The 17,267-nt window shown below is 38.7% G+C and carries 9 protein-coding genes and 1 pseudogene; 1 reads left to right on the top strand and 9 read right to left on the bottom strand.

Translation table 11 applies throughout. The features are described 5' to 3' along the window. Nucleotides 1-3: 3 nt before the first annotated feature. From BLQ66_RS11555 to xylA, 5 genes and pseudogenes are all read right to left on the bottom strand, one after another. A complete protein-coding gene (locus BLQ66_RS11555; RefSeq protein ID WP_074522282.1) occupies nt 4-1,167 on the bottom strand; it encodes an RNA-guided endonuclease InsQ/TnpB family protein in 1,164 nt (387 codons plus the stop codon). Continuing rightward, nucleotides 1,133-1,240: pseudogene (locus tag BLQ66_RS12390) on the bottom strand (IS607 family transposase); the annotation flags it as partial. The pseudogene BLQ66_RS12390 and the gene BLQ66_RS11555, both read right to left, overlap by 35 nt. 144 nt (nt 1,241-1,384) lie before the next feature. Continuing rightward, nucleotides 1,385-1,519, bottom strand: coding sequence for a hypothetical protein (locus tag BLQ66_RS12200; protein ID WP_272867058.1), 135 nt, complete (start codon nt 1,517-1,519; stop codon nt 1,385-1,387). Nucleotides 1,520-1,743: 224 nt separating this feature from the next. Beyond that, complete coding sequence (locus BLQ66_RS12075) at nt 1,744-3,336, bottom strand: hypothetical protein (protein ID WP_074522281.1); 1,593 nt, start codon at nt 3,334-3,336, stop codon at nt 1,744-1,746. 511 nt (nt 3,337-3,847) lie between these two features. After that, a complete protein-coding gene (gene xylA, locus BLQ66_RS11540) occupies nt 3,848-5,164 on the bottom strand; it encodes a xylose isomerase (RefSeq protein ID WP_074522280.1) in 1,317 nt (438 codons plus the stop codon). Between the two features lie 165 nt (nt 5,165-5,329). Here xylA and BLQ66_RS11535 point away from each other — a divergent pair, with 165 nt between their 5' ends. After that, a complete protein-coding gene (locus BLQ66_RS11535) occupies nt 5,330-6,421 on the top strand; it encodes a GTP-binding protein (RefSeq protein WP_143453013.1) in 1,092 nt (363 codons plus the stop codon). A 266-nt stretch (nt 6,422-6,687) separates the two neighbouring features. Here the strand turns inward: BLQ66_RS11535 and BLQ66_RS11530 are convergent, their stop codons facing one another. From BLQ66_RS11530 to BLQ66_RS11515, 4 genes are all read right to left on the bottom strand, one after another. Beyond that, on the bottom strand, nt 6,688-8,361 hold the full coding sequence (locus BLQ66_RS11530; protein ID WP_074522279.1) for a GGDEF domain-containing phosphodiesterase: 1,674 nt from the start codon (nt 8,359-8,361) through the stop codon (nt 6,688-6,690). 122 nt (nt 8,362-8,483) lie between these two features. Beyond that, the gene (locus BLQ66_RS11525; protein WP_242869350.1) at nt 8,484-9,338 is read right to left on the bottom strand and encodes a DMT family transporter; all 855 of its coding nucleotides are present in this window, start codon (nt 9,336-9,338) and stop codon (nt 8,484-8,486) included. A gap of 121 nt (nt 9,339-9,459) precedes the next feature. Beyond that, on the bottom strand, nt 9,460-10,047 hold the full coding sequence (locus BLQ66_RS11520) for a rhomboid family intramembrane serine protease (protein WP_074522277.1): 588 nt from the start codon (nt 10,045-10,047) through the stop codon (nt 9,460-9,462). Between the two features lie 87 nt (nt 10,048-10,134). After that, nucleotides 10,135-15,954, bottom strand: a complete 5,820-nt coding sequence (locus tag BLQ66_RS11515) for a pectinesterase family protein (protein ID WP_074522276.1) — start codon at nt 15,952-15,954, stop codon at nt 10,135-10,137. Between the last annotated feature and the right edge of the window lie 1,313 nt (nt 15,955-17,267).

Genomic DNA, 17,267 nt, shown 5'->3' with positions numbered 1-17,267 from the left:
GTGTTAGCTTGCAAATTTTTCTCCATAAGCTCTTAGATTGATTGATGCTTGGAAATCTCTATCTATAACATTTCCACACTCACATCTATAAGTTCTATCAGATAGTTTTAGATCCTTTTTAATTTTCCCACAGCAACTACAAAGTTTTGATGATGGATAAAATCTATCAGCTATAATAAGTTGAATACCACTATCATTGCATTTGTATTCTAGTTGTTTTCTAAATTCATAGAATCCCTGATTTTGAACTGCTTTGGATAGGTGCCTATTCTTCATCATTCCACTTACGTTTAAATCTTCAATACAGATAAATCTTGGTTTTCGATTTACTATCTCAGATGTGGTTTGATTCAAATAGTTTTTACGGATATTTGTTAATCTGTGATTTACCTTGAGTAAAAGTTTTTCGTTTTTGATTATATTATTAGTTTTGCAGTATTTTCCTTTCTTTTTATTTTGTTCATATTTACGAGAAACGCTGCGTTGTAATCTACGTTTGCGTTTCTCTAGTTTCTTAACGGTTTGACTTTTGTTAATGTTCTTATACTTATTTGTATCTGAGCATATAGCTAAATTTTTTATTCCTAGGTCAATACCGATTCCTTTTTCCTCTAGGTTTTCTTTATAGTCTGGAAATTCTACGCATACGCTAATCCACCAATTCAATCCATCAAAGGATATTCTTGGATTCATATATTTAGCATCCGTAGGAATACGTCCGTGTTCCGCAAGTCTCACCCAGTTTAATTTTTGCTTATTGGCTTTTCTACTAGAAGAAAAGCTCACAAATTTAACGTGAGTATCGCTAAACTGTATTTTGACATTATCCTGATAGAATTTTGGTATTGATTTCTTTTTAGACTTGAACTTGGGATATCTTTGTATACCTTTGAAAAAGTTCTTATAGGCCGTACAAGCATCTTTAATTGCCTGTTTGGTTACATCGTTAGAAATACGCTGTAACCAAATATATTCATCGGAATTGCGCAGCCTAGTAAATTCTTTCCTGAGTTCAGAATTTGAAATAAACCTTCCACCTTTTTCGTAGTTTTCTTTTTCCTTTGCTAAAGCCCAATTAAAAGCAAATCTTGCTGCACCTGCGTACTGAAACATTTTCGTTTTTTGCACGTTATTAGGTATCAACATTACTTTTATTGCCTTTATCATTACTCTCCTCCCCTTGAATCAATTCTTGAACAAGTTTCTTAGCTTTATTAGCTCTTTTGCCTTGTAATTTACATAAGATATGTTTTTACGTTATCAATCTGTCGCTCTAGATCATCTTTTTGCTATTGCAGTGTTGGAATCTTAACTAATTTTGAACCGTACATTTTGGGAAGTTCTATAAGACCACGCATCTGCGCTGAGAAATAAAACAAATCCCTTAAAGACTTAACATATCCTCTTTTTCTCTAAAAATTGCTGTGAATAATCGGGATCGATTGTCCCTATAAATTGACTTTGGATTAAGCTTGATGTGCTCATCCACTGAAATTCTCTTTGGTAGTTCTTTCTTCATCGACTACTCCTTATAAAAGTTTCGCATCGATGCATATGATATATATCTGAAATAGAATAGCAAAGGTATTGCCATATTGTCAATAAACTTTTTATTGAAAATGTATCTCCAACACAACATAAAATCGGCCCCTCCGTCCACCACAAACGGAGAGGCCATCAAAAATTTTAGCTAGATATAACGTTGTTAATTAATATAACTTGTGTCTTTTTTACTTACTAAAATTAATTTGTCTTCTTTTCCTTGTAGATAGCAAGGCTACCAGCACAAAGTGCAAGAAGTAATGTTGTCATGAATAATGGCATCATTGAATTATCACCAGTCTTCTCAGAAGCTGTTGTTGATGTTGTTGATGAATCAGCTGTTGTAGCAGATGTTGAATCTGTTGTAGCATCTGTTGTTGTCTCTGTTGTTGTCTCTGTTGTTGTCTCTGTTGTTTCTTCTGTTGTTGTAGTGTCAGCTGCAACGTCCTCGTATACTAACGCATAATCAGAGAATGTATCAGAACTAAATACTAAATAATCACCTGAAACTTCAACAGGAAGTTCTGTAACAACATCACCATGTTGTCTAAAAATCTTATATGTTCTTGTATAACCATCTGCTACTGCAGGTAAACCAGAAGGTGTAACAATCTTAAATGTTAATGCCGATGAAAGCTGAGGTACTGAATTAGTATCTGCATCTGTTACAGTAATAGTAAAGAATGAAACCAACTTATCATTTTCACCTAAAGCTCCTGAAATTGTAGAATTTGTATATGTTGTTGCTTTATTAGCAAGAGTTACTGTATAATCTCCTGAAGCATATGATTGAGAAGTTGCATCTTCACCATCTACAGCATCATTAAATAATAAGTAACCAGCTGCAGAAACCTGCTTCTTTGCAAGTACATATGTTGCATCACTTAGATCTGTAATTGATACAACAACCTTATCATTATCATCTATTGTTGATGTAACAACTTCAGCTGCACTATCTGTCTGCTTAATTACGCAATATTCATAATTATCAGCTGTAGCTGCACTAAACAATAAATCTAATGTATATCCAATTGCTGATAAGTCTGTAACTGTATATGTTGTAGTAACTGTATAAATATAGTCATTTACATATACTGTAGAGCCTTCAACCACTTTTGTACCAGTTGCATCACTACCTATATTTACTTCTGCTGTAATTTCATCACCTGAACCCGATGTTAAAGAGACCTTAGTTTCAGTAGTTGTTTCACTATCTGAAACTTCAGTTTTTACACCATTTTCAGTTGAAGAAGAACTATCTACCTTAACTGCAGCTTTTGCTTTTGCATTTGCATTTGCAATAATTTCTGTTGCTGGATCATCAGCAGCCATATCTTCTGCTGTTACTTCATATGCATATCCGTCAACAGTAAATACTGTTTGCTGAACAACTTCAATCTTTTTTTCACCTAAGTCAACTGTAATTTTATCTGTTGCATCTTCTAGTTCATTCTGATCCATATAGACATATGCTTTTCCAGTTGTTGTAGTTTCTGTAGCTTCTGTAGCTAATGTAGTTGCAGTTGGTAAAGATGCTGTTGTAACTGTTGCCGCATTAATTGTCTTCTGAATACCACCACTAGCTGCTTCCTGAATTGTTGAAGTCTGTGCTCCTAACTTACTAAGAATTGTAGTATCATCTAAGGCTGTAACTTCCACGCCATCTTTGGCAAATTTTGTTGCTGTTGATGGATCTCCACTTGAATCTACTGCAGCCCCTACAGGAATTGTAGTAGCCACCATAGCTAAAGCTAAACCAGCGCTTAAAACTAATTTGTCTAATCTTAATCTCATAAATTAAGCCCCTTTCGTTTTTCCCTATTTTATTGTTACGTTATATCATCCTCAACTGTTTTCCCCTCTGGTGGTGTTAAGGATTCGCTATCTGGATAGTAACATTTTCCTAATTTTAAAAATATCGGGCCACCCCCCCCATTTTTCTCACGCTAAAGTACTTATACTTATAGTAAACTAGTACGAAAGTACTGTTGTTTTTAAGATATTTGTATAGGTTTGATAATAGAAATAGTAAAATTCCTATATTTCACAAATAGATATGGTCTTTAATATATTTTTTAACTTTGCGGTAAATGTCTTCGCACTTTCAGGACACAAAAATAGACATAGCCCAAATCCTCTCCGGTTTCTTAAACCTTCAAGTCTTAGACTATGCCTATTTTCTATTCCCCCACATACCTTATTTCCTGCCAATCTTCCCCACTTCTTTAGGATCAGCGTAAGGTAAACGTCTTATTTTATTTTTATTGCGCTTGTAAAAATAGCGCTTGCGCCTACATTTTTTTAACTAGTTAAAAAGAACTGAGTTCACAACGCTCTGTAAGTATTCCTGTCTACCTGAAACTGGTAACTCAGGCTTCTTAAGTTCGCATGCGTGAGCTGATAACTCCTCAAGAGTTGCTGTGTGATTTCTGATCTTCTGGCCGATTTCAGAGTTAAAGCTCTCGTATCTCTTCTTGATATTTTCCTCAAGACGGCCATCTTCCATAAGCGCTGCGGCCTTCTCTAAGCCTAATGCAAATGTATCCATACCTAAAATGAATGCGTAGAACATATCTTCTGGTGTATTAGAAGGTCTTCTATTCTTAGCATCGAAGTTAAAACCACCTGTAAGACCGCCTGCCTTAAGGACTTCCATCATTGCATAAGTTGCGCCGTAAACATCATATGGGAACTCATCTGTATCCCAGCCAAGGAGCATATCGCCTTGGTTTGCATCGATTGAACCAAGCATACCATTCATAGCAGAAATTCTAAGTTCGTGCTGGAATGTGTGGCCTGCAAGTGTTGCGTGATTTGCTTCAATGTTCATCTTGAAATCCTTATCAAGACCGTACTGGCGAAGGAATCCGATAGCTGTTGCAGCATCGAAATCGTACTGATGCTTCATTGGTTCCTTTGGCTTTGGCTCGATGTAGAAATCGCCCTTAAAGCCGATGCTACGACCATAGTCAACTGCTAAGTGCATAAGATTTGCAATATTTTCCTGCTCAAACTTAACATCAGTATTAAGGAGTGTTTCGTAACCTTCTCTACCACCCCAGAATACATAACCTCTACCGCCGAGCTTTACAGTGATATCAAGAGCCTTCTTAACTTGCGCAGCTGCGAAACAGTAAACATCAGCAGAACTTGTGCTTCCTGCACCGTTCATGAATCTAGGATTACCAAACATGTTAGCTGTACCCCATAAACACTTGATGTTAGTGCCCTTTGTCTTCTCTAAAATGTAATCAGAAATCTCATCGAGTCTTCTGTTAGTTTCGTTAATATCGTCAGCCTCTGGTACAAGATCTACGTCATGGAAACAGTAGTACTCGATACCGAGCTTCTTCATAAATTCAACACCAGCATCAACCTTAGCCTTAGCATGCTCCATAGTTCCTGGAGTCTGGCCAAAGCTCTTATCTGCTGTGCCAACACCAAACATATCTACGCCGTTAGCACCTAAGTTATGCCACCAAGCCATAGCGAATGGTAAATGTTCCTTCATCTTCTTGCCAGCTACTACCTTTTCAGCATCGTAATACTTGAATGCGAAAGGATTTGTGCTATTAGGTCCCTCGTACTTGATTGTAGGGACGTTTTTAAAAAATTCTGTCATATTTTCCTCCCAAAATAACATTAATCTAAATCGATTCGTTAATTTAAATTTTACTTTTAGAAAAGTTTTTTCTATAAGTCAGTTTTAACACAAATTAGACTTATTTACAAGTAGTTTTCAAAAGTTTTTATCTTTACATTTATGATATAATTGTCTAAGAAAGGAATGATAAATATTGAGGAAAATGTATTTATTATTATCGGTGATTTTATGATTAAAGTAGACTTAATTACTGGCTTCCTTGGTTCAGGAAAGACCACTTTTATAAAGCAATATGTAAACTATCTTATTAGCAAGGGCGAGAACATCGGCATTATCGAGAATGATTATGGTGCTGTAAATGTAGACATGCTCCTTCTAGAGGATGCCATCGGTGATGATGCAGACCTTGAGATGGTGGCGGGCGGTTGCGACTACGACTGCCACAGACGTAGATTTAAGACTAAGCTTATTGCCCTTGGAATGCTGGGCTACGACAGGGTTTTGATTGAGCCTTCTGGCATCTATGACGTGGACGAATTTTTTGACGTGTTAAACGAAGATCCTCTTAACAGATGGTATGAAATTGGCAACGTCATTACAGTTATAGATTCTAAGCTTGAAAATGAGCTCTCAAACGAATCTAACTATCTTCTCTGCTCACAGGTTTCCCGCTCAGGTAAAATCCTTTTATCTCATAGCGATTTGGCCTCGACACAAGATATAGAGAATACAAAGGCCCACCTAAAAGCTGCCCTTCTTCAATTCAAAGGAAATAGGGAGCTTATGGACTCTGACTTTATTGAAGCAAACCTAAACGAACTAGATTTTTCAGTATTAGAGGGGCTAACAAACTGTGGTTACAACAATTTTGACCACGAAAAATTAAGAATAGACGACAATAATAGCTATAACTCAGTGTATTTGCTAAACCACGGCTTATCCATCGATTCCATTAAGAAGTTGATTGATGAGTTGTATCGTGATGAGAACTGCGGAAAAGTCTTTAGAGTTAAGGGCTTTGCAAAAGCGGATAGCGCCGGCGCCGCTAATTCTGGCGCTTCTACTGACGACACTACATCTAGTGCGAATCCTGCCAGCGCCGCTAATTCAAGCGCTTCTGTGGATAATACTATATCTAGTGTTTGGTATCAGATTAATGCAACTGTAGAAAACACAGAGGTTGCCAAGATTAACGTGGGCCAGGATGTATTGATTATTATTGGCGAAAGCTTAGATGAAAAGTATATTAATGAGATGATTGAGAAGTTTAGATAAGGCTTCGTCAGATAGATGATATCATCTATCTGACGAAACGAAAAAAAGACAGATTAAAACAGCCGTAACAAAAATCGCAAAAGGACGATTCCGTTACGGCTTAATTTTTCTTGATTTTATGTTATTAGAGATTTCAGTGGCCGAGCCAGCTTCAATGTAAAGCGGTGTAGGGCGAGGGACGTGGGCCGCGCCTCAAGTGCGGGCCGCGTAATGCGGGCCGCATAACGCTGGTCGAGGACCGATTACTGCGCCCCGCTGGCGCCCCACTAATCCTCTAATATTGGTTTATAAATCGGTTTTTTTATTACTTCGCTTGCTTCTTCAAAGGAAAGAGGTTCACCATAATAAAATCCCTGGCAACATTCGCAACCTATATCTAGTAGCTTCTTTCCCTGTTCCTTTGATTCTACGCCTTCGGCGATGGTTGTCATGCCGATTTTGTTAGCGTAGTTTACAATGCTCTCAACAATATATTCCACCTTATTAGAACTGCAGATATTATCTGCAAAGCTCTTATCAAACTTTATTACATCCGCATCAATAGTGTGGAGCAAGCTTAAAGACGAATAGCCAACACCAAAATCGTCAATAGAGATTCTGTAGCCATATTGACGCATTTTCGTAATAAAATCTAAAAGCCTACTAAACTCGTCTTCTGTGGCGGATTCTGTGATTTCTATATCTAGTTTTGAAGGCTCAACCCCAGCAGTAGTGGTAATTCTGTGGATTATTTCCTCGATGTTTGGAATAAACAAGTTCTTTCGCGATACATTTACAGAAATAATTGGGTAATCGATACCCGCGTCATCCCACTTCTTTATGCACTCGCAGGTCTGCATCAAAATGTACATATCTAGGTTGTGAATCATGCCCTGATTATCAAGGATGCTGATGTACTCTGATGGAGAGATGATTCTGCCCTGATATTTCCAACGAGATAGGGCTTCGAAGCCCACTAATTTTCCAGTTCTCATGTTAACCTTTGCTTGGAAAACAGGATAAACTTCCTGTTTACTGATGGATTTTCCAAGTAATTCTCTAACATTTCTCGACCAGTCAAGCTTGGCCTTAAACTTATCATTGTAGAAAACTACTCTCTGCTTTAGGCGCGCCTTGGCCATTGTGTAGGCATCTACAGCACACTGCATTCTCTCATCAAAGCTTAGCTTCTTATTATCTGAAATCATAACTCCGGCCCAGCAACTAAGGACAAACTTTCTATCTCCTGTATTGGGGAGATCCGAAACTGTAATACCAGCTAGGGCGTGCATGATTTTTGATTGATTTCTTCTTTTCACGCATATAATAAAGTGATCTCCGCCAAGTCGACCAATAGCCTCGTCCTCCTCGGCTAGAGACACTAGTTTTCTTGTATATGTAACGATTGCAGTATCACCGCACTCAACGCCGCCACAATCATTTAGATATTTAAAATTTTGGATATTAGCATAAATAATAATGTAATCTGAATAGTCGTTATCCTTTACTAAAGAGGCGATTTTCTCCTTAACGGCGCGCAAATTCGGCACACCAGTTTGTGGATCCATAAATCTTGAATTATTCAGAACTCTAGTTGTTGTCACTTCGTAGGTAATTAAAAATAAAATATTGGCAAATATAGAATACTCCGGAACTTCCTCATGGCCTTTCATAGGCGCTATGCTGATTTTCCCGGCTCTTGTATCACTTAAACGATACATGTATTTTATGGCTTCTTCACATTCACAATCTCTTTTAAAGATATTTTTATTAATAACGCGATCGCCAAATCTATTTTCTGTATTTATTATTTTTAGATTTATCTCACCGATAAATAAAATATCGCATATTTCCTGGATTTCTTCATGACTTAAATCTTTATTTAACTTTTCATGAGTACATTCCTTTAACAAAGACTCAAATATGCAATTGCTTTTTCGTTTTACATTTTTATTATCCATCTCTACAACAACCTATATATTTTTACTATTATCCAAATGACTTGAATACCCGTATTATACCACAAACTTTATAAAATAAAGCGCTAAAGTTTACGCAAAAGTCTTAAAAAGTGCGCAGTTTCCTAGTCTTCCCTCTTATTATAAATAAACATCCAAACCGCCATGGCGATGATTATAAAATAGCCCAAGAAACTAAATCCATCTGGGATTTGTCCGAATATGATAAATCCTAGGATTGCTGAAAACACAATCTGAGAATAGTCATAAACGGAAATCTGCTTGGCTGGTGCGTAAATGTATGCGCGAGTGATTGCAAACTGTCCACCTGCAGCTGCAGCGCCTGCTAAAAGTAACATTAAAAGCTGCACTAAAGTCATAGTTTTCCAAGAAATTATCATTAGAGGAAGGCAAACTAAACAAGAAAATCCTGAAAAAGCCATAATTATTAGGTCAGGAGTTACCTTTCTCTTTCCTAAAATTCTAACCATAGTGTAGGCAGAACCTGCCCCAAGACCTCCGATCGCGGCAATTACTGCTGGGAAATTGTTGAAATTTCCACTCGGCTTAATAATGAACAGTGCACCAATAAAGGCACCGATAACCGCCATCCACTGTACGGGACTACATTTTTCCTTCAAAATAATCGCAGATAATACAATTACAAAGAAAGGGGAGAGTTTCTGCATCATCGAAGCATCTGCAAGAGCTAGATGGTCGACTGCGTAGAAATTACAAAGAAGTCCTATGGTTCCAAAAAGGGAACGAAGGAAGAGCACGAAGCCATCCGACTTCTTCATATGTAGTTTCTCTTTCTTCACAATAATAGTCACTACAACAATTGTGAGGGCTATTAGGTTTCTAAAAAATGCTTTCTCAACCGATGGCAAATCTCCTGATAAGCGGACAAAGGCGCTCATTAGGGCAAAACAAAAGGCTGAAATCACAATACAAATTATTCCTTTTAATCGATTATTCACTTTACTACTCCTTAATTTACATTTTGTTAAAGCATAGCACAAATCCATAAAAAAAGCTCTCACCTTGCTATGAAAAAAGCATAAAGTCTCTTTCATAGCTTAGTGAGAGCAATATATTTTCCTATAAATCCTTAGTATCTAGATTAAGGACTATGCCAAAGATAGCACCACAAATTCCCCCGATTACGTGAGAAAGCTGTGAGATTGTATCCTGGGCCTCAAAGCCGTTTACGACTTCGCCGCCAACGTACATAAATAAGATAAGGATTAGTGTTAGTGGAATCTTCTTACCCTTGATGCTTGAAGCTGAGAGTAAAACTACCATCATATAAACTATTCCGCTTGATCCTAAAAGCACTGTTGTTGGCATGAAAATGATACTAACAATACCTGATACTACGGCAGTAATGCACATAAGCACCGCCAAATCTAGGCTTCCATATTTCTCTTCTAATATCGGTCCAATTAGTAAAAAGAACATCATATTAGAATAAAAATGGTTCCAATCTGTATGCCCAAGTACATGTCCGAATAACCTTACGAAGAATAAAGGACTAATCTCCGATCTGTAAACACTAAAAACCATTGTATTTGTTAGGCCGTTTGATATTTCGTTCAAAAATAAAGCAACTAACGAAATTAATGCAAAACCTAATACAACTGGAGAATTGAATCCTAAAGAAATCCCTTTCTTTCCTCCGTCTGCCATATATAATTCCTCCCATTATGCAATACTAAAGTGTCAAACACAATAGGAATTATAACATATCAGTTAAATCTTTAAAGAAAAATTTTATTAATTTTCCTTCTTCTTTCCGCCTTCGCCAAAAATTATCATTACAAGACTAGCAAATACTGAAAGAATCATTACAACTGCGTAGATAAATGCATTTGCAAAATCACCAGATTGTATCTTCTCTGTTGAAACATCTGCGTTTACTGCAGCTGCAGCTTCATTAGCAGCAATAATCTTATCAACTTCAGCCTGGTTAGCTGCAAGTTCTGCAATATACTTATCAACGCTGCTTGGTCTATTAACGGATTCCTCATCAGCAGCGACGTCTCCTGTATTCTCAGTCGCAGCTTCTGTTGCTGGCTCAGTTGCTGGTTCTGTTGGTTCAACAACTGGCTCTGTTGGCTCAACAACTGGCTTCTCTGGTTCTACTGCTGGCTCTTCGCCTGCTCCTGTTTCGCCCTCTCCAGAACCTGTCTCGCCTTCAGCTGGCTTAGCAGCTACTAAAGCCTTAGCTACTGCCGTACCATCAGTTGACTTAATTGCAATTGAATGCTCACCTTCTGCTAATGTCTTTGTAAAGTCACCACTAATTGTAGCGATTGTTGAACCTGATGTAATTGTGTAGTAAGAAGCATCAATTTCTTCACCATCCACTAAAACTGCAACAAACTTATCAACAGTTGCTGCTGAACGAAGAACAACTTCTTCACCAGGAACAATTGTGATTGTGTCGCCTGAGAGCATCTCATAGCTGATTTCCTCTGGAGTCTCAGGTGTTTCTGGTATTGTTGGCTCTTCTGGTGTTGTTGGCTCCTGTGCTGCTTCAGCTACGTAAGATGCGCTAATTGCTGCATATTCTGCCTCTGCATCCCAAGCTCCATCACTATACTGATTTGCATCAGCTGCAAGAACCTCAGCAACTGTGTCAATCTTGCTGGCCTGAAGTGCTGATAACTGAACTCTGTCTGTATTTACCTTAAAGCCCTGACCGTATGAGCCAAACTCGCTGAATCTAGCGTTCTTGTATGAGTTGTTACTCATGTCGCAGTAACCAACTTCTCTAATCTTGCTGCCTAAATAGCAGTTGATGTAAGCAACGGATGCATTTGTGCCCCAAGGTCTAGCAAGGTAAACGCCCTTAACCCCTGACTTAGCAAGGATGTGGCAGTTAATAAATACATAACCGATTGTGTTCTTGCCTTCTGTTGAAGCTGCTGTTAAGTAGCCGTCGCCATTTGAAACGATTTCGCAATCATAGAAGGCTGCAATAGCTCTACCAAAGATAAAGTCTACATTTCCTTCGATGTAGCATCTGTTGTAGTACTGTCTACCTGCATTTGAAGATCCATTTGCATATAAAGTATCCTGATATCCGAGGAATCTTACGTTTGTAAATGTAGTCTCGTCCGCATTGTTTAAAAGTGCTACAGCCTGCTTGCCATCAATCTTGCTGTTTGGATAATCAAATTCGTTAGAAATTGTCATATTTTCAGCTGTGAAATGGCTAGCGCCTGAATTTAATGTAAGAGAAGCACTTCCTGAAGTACCGTATGTCTTACCACTGGCATTTGTTGAACCTGAAGCTACGTCGTAGTAAAGAACTGTCTTTTCAGAATCTTCACCGATTAATGTAATGTAGCTTGTGTCCACTGTAAGCTTTTCATAGTATCTGCCGTTCTTTAAGAAAATCACTACACTTTCGTTATTAGCAGCATTTACGCTTGCGATGGCCTCTCCTACTGTTGCAAATGTAGGAATACCCTCAACTTCAGCGCCTGCCACACCTGTGTAGCTTCCGTCTACTACAATATCAATATTTGTTAACTTAACAAAATTGAAAGTCTTATAAGTCTTAACTCCACTTTCGCTTGTGAAGTAAGCAACTACCTCATTTCTACCATCAGCTAAGCTAATTTCTTCAGTAATTGCCTGGTTTGCAGCTGTCTTCTTAGTATCAGTTAAATCACCATTTAACTTGATTTCCCAGCTACCTGCTTCATCAGCTGCAATTGTGAAGCTTGCTGTATTTCCCTCTGTAATTGTGTCATTTGACTTAGCACTAACTGTTAAGCTAGCTGCCTCATCGCCAAAATAGTACTCTCCTGTGTGACCTGCTGTTGCCATGATTGTCACTGCAGTAGAAAGATTTGACTCATTTTCAGCATCATAAGCTAAAACTGCATAGTTATAAACTGTCTCGTTTACAGCGCTTGAATCTACATAGCTTGTTGTACTTGTAGTTCCAAGAAGTGTGTAATCCTGCTCATCTACTGACTTTCTATAAACCTTGTAGCCTGTTGCTGAGCTAACGCTTACCCATGAAAGAGAGTTAGAAGCGTTGCCTGAGCTTGCTGTAAGCTTAGTTGGGCTTGTAAGTGGCTTCTTATATTCAACTGCAGGAGAAACCATTGTGTTAGAAACTGTCTCACCCATAACACCTGTTACTTTGAAAATGTAACTTCCAGATGCACTTGGTGAATATGTGTAACTTGTATCTGTTGTAGTGCCTAGAGTCTTGTATGTATGGCCGCCGTCTGAAGAAACTGATACTTCATACTTGCCATCTCCTGTAAGGCCCTCACCCTCGTAAGATACTGTGATTGCTGTTCTATCTTCGTTAACTACTGGTGTGTTAACCTTTGTAATTGTTGGAGCTGTACCAGCATCCTTGTAGTAATCTGCCTGATTGTAGAGCACATTTCCATTAGCATCATAATAAACCATGTTCTTTACGCTAACGTTTGCGCCACAAAGTGCGATACCGAAGCGAACCTCACTATTAGCGCCAACATTTCCTTCACCTGTGTAAAGATCAGATAACTTAATCTTCTTACTACCTGAGTAAGTAGAACCTGTTGCTGTTACTTCTAATGGATTTGTTAAATCTGTAAATGTTAATGTGTAACCTGCGCTTGTTCTCTCAACTACAACGTGATATGTATCACCAACAGCTACATTAAACTTAGGTGAACCATTACCTGCAGAACCTGTTGACTTTGTCCAGTATCCTGAAATTGAGTCAGAACCTGTATTTTCATCGTAGCCTCTTAGGCCAAGTGTTGTAAAGGAGCTAAGTGTGCTACCAAATGCACCAACAAATACGCCTGATCTCTTACCTTCATTACCAAAGATTGAGTAGCCATCGATTGTAATATCCATCTCAAGCTTGCCATTCTTTGTTGTCTCTGGGAAGAGAAGGTAGCTTGCGTTGCTATCCTCTGTAGTTCCTGAGATTGCTAAATTTCCCTTTGTTGCTGACTGCTTAAGGATCATTGTTGAACCTGAAGCTGTTTTAGTAAGTAAATTATTTTCATCAACTACTGTTGGAGCGTAGTTATTGTCAGATTCAGACTTTTCTGTCTCTGATGGAGTATCCTCGCCTGTTGTAGGCTCTGTCTCTTCAGTTAAATCTAAATTTAAGTTGATGTTGCTAAACTTAGCTGTTACTAAATTGTTGATGTCATTAGCCACCTGGCCGCTATCTACTGCGAAGCCGATGTAGGCTGTGTCTGGTAAATCTACTTCCATCTCGCTAACTAATGTCCAGTTTTCCCCATCATCTGAGGCATATCCTGAAAATGTATCGCCCTTTCTAACAAGCTTTAACCAAGTTCCGTTTACTGTTGCCCCTGTTCTATAGTTGAGGTCTGTAACGTAACCAATGCCTGCTTTCTCTGCATTTGAAGCCTTATCAAGTGTTTCTGAAAGGTCTGGAGTTGCACCGCCTGTTGTCTTTCTTGCTGACATATGAGTTGCCCAGCATGTGGCACTTGATAACTTAACCATTGAGAATCCAAGAGCTACCTGCTTTGCATCGTCTGCCAAGCTTTCTCTAAACATTAAACCTGTAAATGTATGACAATCTACAACTGTCTCTTCATCAAGCTTAACCACAAGCTCTGCATCTCCTGTTACCTGCTGGTATGTGTAATGGAAATCATCGTCTGCGGCATCGTAGTTTTCTGTATTCTTAACGCTTCCTTCTTCTCTACCTACCTTGCCGTTACCCTTTACGGTTAGCACTCCATTTTCCAAACTAGAACCACCAGAAAGTGCTGGATTACCTACTTCTGCGTCTAACCAGTCTCCTGAGCTTGCTGTTGAATTTACATGAAGCTTTGAAGCATCTGACTGTGTCTCGTTATCCTCGTTATCGTAAGCCCTTACTGATATGCTATAGGTTCCATCCTTTAACTCTGAAAATGTATAGCTGTAAGGTGCTTCTGTATCTGTTGCCACTAGCTTGTCGCCATTGTAAAATTCTACCTTGCTAATAGAACCACCGTTGTTTGCAGTTGCATTTGCAGTAACTGTAACTGGCTTGCCTTCATCCACCTGAGTGTTGTTGGCTAAATCAATTGATACTGTTGGATTTGGTGCAACGTAGTTAATATCTGTAACTCCCTCAACAAGAGAATTGAAATATAGCTCTACATTTGCATAACCACTATCTGAAATCTTAGCGCTATCACTAGCGTCGTTAGGATCTAGGCCATGAGCTGTTTCCCAGTAATCTGGAATACCATCCATATCACTATCAAAGGCTGCATCTCTTGTTGCTTCCTCAGTGCAGTAACCACCAACTTCGTCCTGAGTGTTGATATAGTAGCCTGTGCCATTTTCAACATCTGCAACAATTCTTGCATCGATAGCATCTCTTTCAGGATAAGTACAACCTGCCTGATTTAAAATAAGAGATGAGCTTTCTTCTGCAGATCTAAGTGTAATCTGATTGAAGGCATCCTTCTCATAAGGTGTATCAACAACTACTGTTGCCTTATCTCCTGATGTAACGCCTTCAAGCTTAAAGCCCTTGCTATTATCTGCTGTTACACTATCATTTCCTTCAAGTACATTTCCTGAATAATAAACTCCACCTGGTTTTGTCTTCTCACCGAAGTTAAGAATTGTATTTCTTGCAGCGTCTCTAGTACCAGGACCTGTCTTGAAATAGTTATTAATATAATTAGTTAAAGTATAACCACCACCGTAGCATGAGTAGTAACCCCAGTTATATAGGTAGTTATTACTTAACTGTACTGTTGCCATTGAATAAACTTTTGTTGGATCTGTCATTGTACCGCCACCAAGACGTGGGTTTCTTGAAGTATGGTTAGCGATTAAATTATATTGGAAAACAGTATTATCTCCACCAAAGATACCGCCATAGCCGTGTCTTCCCTTGCTATGACCTGAAACTGTTAAACTTTCACTGATTACGCACCACTGAACAGTTCCATCTGCACCTCTATAGGTTGATAAAGTTTCATCTGTGTTCCAACTAAAGGAACAATGATCAATGATAAATGTCTTATTATCTCTGCCCCAGAGTGCATCCATAGAATCGCCGGCTGTGTATACATTTTCAGAACCAGTTCTAAAACGCACGAAACGAATAATAAGATTCTCAGAATTACTAATGTTGGTCTCATAACCTGAAATTGTGATTCCATCTCCAGGCGCTGTCTGACCAGCAATAGTGATATTCTTCTTATCTCTAAAGGACAATGTCTGCTTCAAATTAATTGTACCGCCGACATTAAATACGATTATGCAACCTTCTGTTGAATTCTCGATACCGTAACGAAGGGAACCTTCGATTGGTGTCTCGTTCAACCCATAATCTTCTAGATTTGTAACTACATAGACATTGTAGCCACGTCCACCGCTAGCGTACATACCGCCACCCTCAGCGCCTGGAAATGCTACAATACTTGCGGACTCTGTAGTAGTCTCGGCCTTAACATACACCAATCCTTCAAGCGGAATGAGCGCAGTCGAAGCCATGAGAAAAGCAGCCATAGTAAGACCCGAAGCTCTTCTTATGAATGCTCTTTTAGAACGCAAGAAGCCGTTTTTAAATAGACTTAGCTTTCTCATAAAAACCTCCCGTATTAAATTATATTTTTTGCTCTCGCCCCTGCAAATACGCCTTCCCCAAGACTTTTGCAAAGACATTTTGTATAACCCACAAATATATTATATACTCAAGAAATAAAATTGTATAGCTTAAATTCATAACTTTTACAAAAATAGTTTGTTTTAGTGAAATTTCTGGGATGCGGTCGGGGGGAGGTTGACCTAACGGGACGTTTTGCGCCATTTAGGGCAATAGCTTCTGGGTCGCAGTCGGGAGTTTTGGGGGTTTAGGGAGGCTTTATGATAAATTTCCTGGTCGCGGCCGGGAGGGGATTGACCTTCCGAGAGGTTTTCTCTCCATTAGGTCAACGACTCCCGGGACGAAACCGAGAATTTAAGGCGGGATGGCAGGATTTCTGGGATGCAGTCGGGAGGGGATTGACCTAGTGAAGGATTTTTCTCCCGTAAGGATTAGAATTCTCGATCTAAACAACTTGCTTTTTTTGATTGTTGACCTAGCGGTAAAAAAAGTCTCGAAAAGGATTACGAATTTCCTATAATACCCACTTGCTTTTAGGGCATTTAATACTTATTCGAAATTTTCGGTCCATACGGATTATTCTAAGAAGCGTTGAATTTAAAAAGATAGACCCTAGAAGAAAAAAATTTCTTCTAGGGTTAACAAATCAATATTAGATATAAAAGTTTTAATTATATTAGGAGATTTCTGCAAGAAATATACACTTTCCCGGAACAACGCACTTCCGAAACTAAAAAGCAAGTTGGTCTCGGCCGGGAGGAGGTTGACCTTCCGAGAGATTTTCTCTCCATTAGGTCAACGACTTCCGGGACGAAACCGAGAATTTAAGGCGAGACGAAGGGATTTCTGGAATGCGGTCGGGAAGGGATTGACCTAGTGAAGGATTTTTCTCCCGTAGGGATTATAATTCTCGATTTAAACAACTTGCTTTTTTTGATTGTTGACCTAGCGGTAAAAAAAGTCTCGAAAAGGATTACGAATTTCCTATAATACCCACTTGCTTTTAGGGCATTTAATACTTATTCGAAATTTTCGGTCCATACGGATTATTCTAAGAAGCGTTGAATTTAAAAAGATAGACCCTAGAAGAAAAAAATTTCTTCTAGGGTCAACAAATCAATATTAGATATAAAAATTTTAATTATATCGAGGGATTTATGCCTGAAACCTGCGCTTCCCGGAACAACACACTTCCGAAACTAAAAAGCAAGTTGGTCGCGACCAAGAATTCAAGCCCCTCCCGGCAAAATATCTCTCCTGGTAGGCAAACAGCGAAGCGCTTTTGCCGTACACC

This window comes from Lachnospira pectinoschiza, assembly GCF_900103815.1.
Classification (GTDB): domain Bacteria; phylum Bacillota; class Clostridia; order Lachnospirales; family Lachnospiraceae; genus Lachnospira; species Lachnospira pectinoschiza_B.
This window is presented reverse-complemented; position numbering and strand designations above follow the sequence as displayed.

Excerpts from the sequence above, each read along its gene's own strand:
- BLQ66_RS11555 (WP_074522282.1), bottom strand. The coding sequence starts at position 1,167 with ATGATAAAGGCAATAAAAGTAATGTTGATACCTAATAACGTGCAAAAA.
- BLQ66_RS12200 (WP_272867058.1), bottom strand. The coding sequence starts at position 1,519 with ATGAAGAAAGAACTACCAAAGAGAATTTCAGTGGATGAGCACATCAAG.
- BLQ66_RS12075 (WP_074522281.1), bottom strand. The coding sequence starts at position 3,336 with ATGAGATTAAGATTAGACAAATTAGTTTTAAGCGCTGGTTTAGCTTTA.
- xylA (WP_074522280.1), bottom strand. The coding sequence starts at position 5,164 with ATGACAGAATTTTTTAAAAACGTCCCTACAATCAAGTACGAGGGACCT.
- BLQ66_RS11535 (WP_143453013.1), top strand. The coding sequence starts at position 5,330 with ATGATAAATATTGAGGAAAATGTATTTATTATTATCGGTGATTTTATG.
- BLQ66_RS11530 (WP_074522279.1), bottom strand. The coding sequence starts at position 8,361 with ATGGATAATAAAAATGTAAAACGAAAAAGCAATTGCATATTTGAGTCT.
- BLQ66_RS11520 (WP_074522277.1), bottom strand. The coding sequence starts at position 10,047 with ATGGCAGACGGAGGAAAGAAAGGGATTTCTTTAGGATTCAATTCTCCA.
- BLQ66_RS11515 (WP_074522276.1), bottom strand. The coding sequence starts at position 15,954 with ATGAGAAAGCTAAGTCTATTTAAAAACGGCTTCTTGCGTTCTAAAAGA.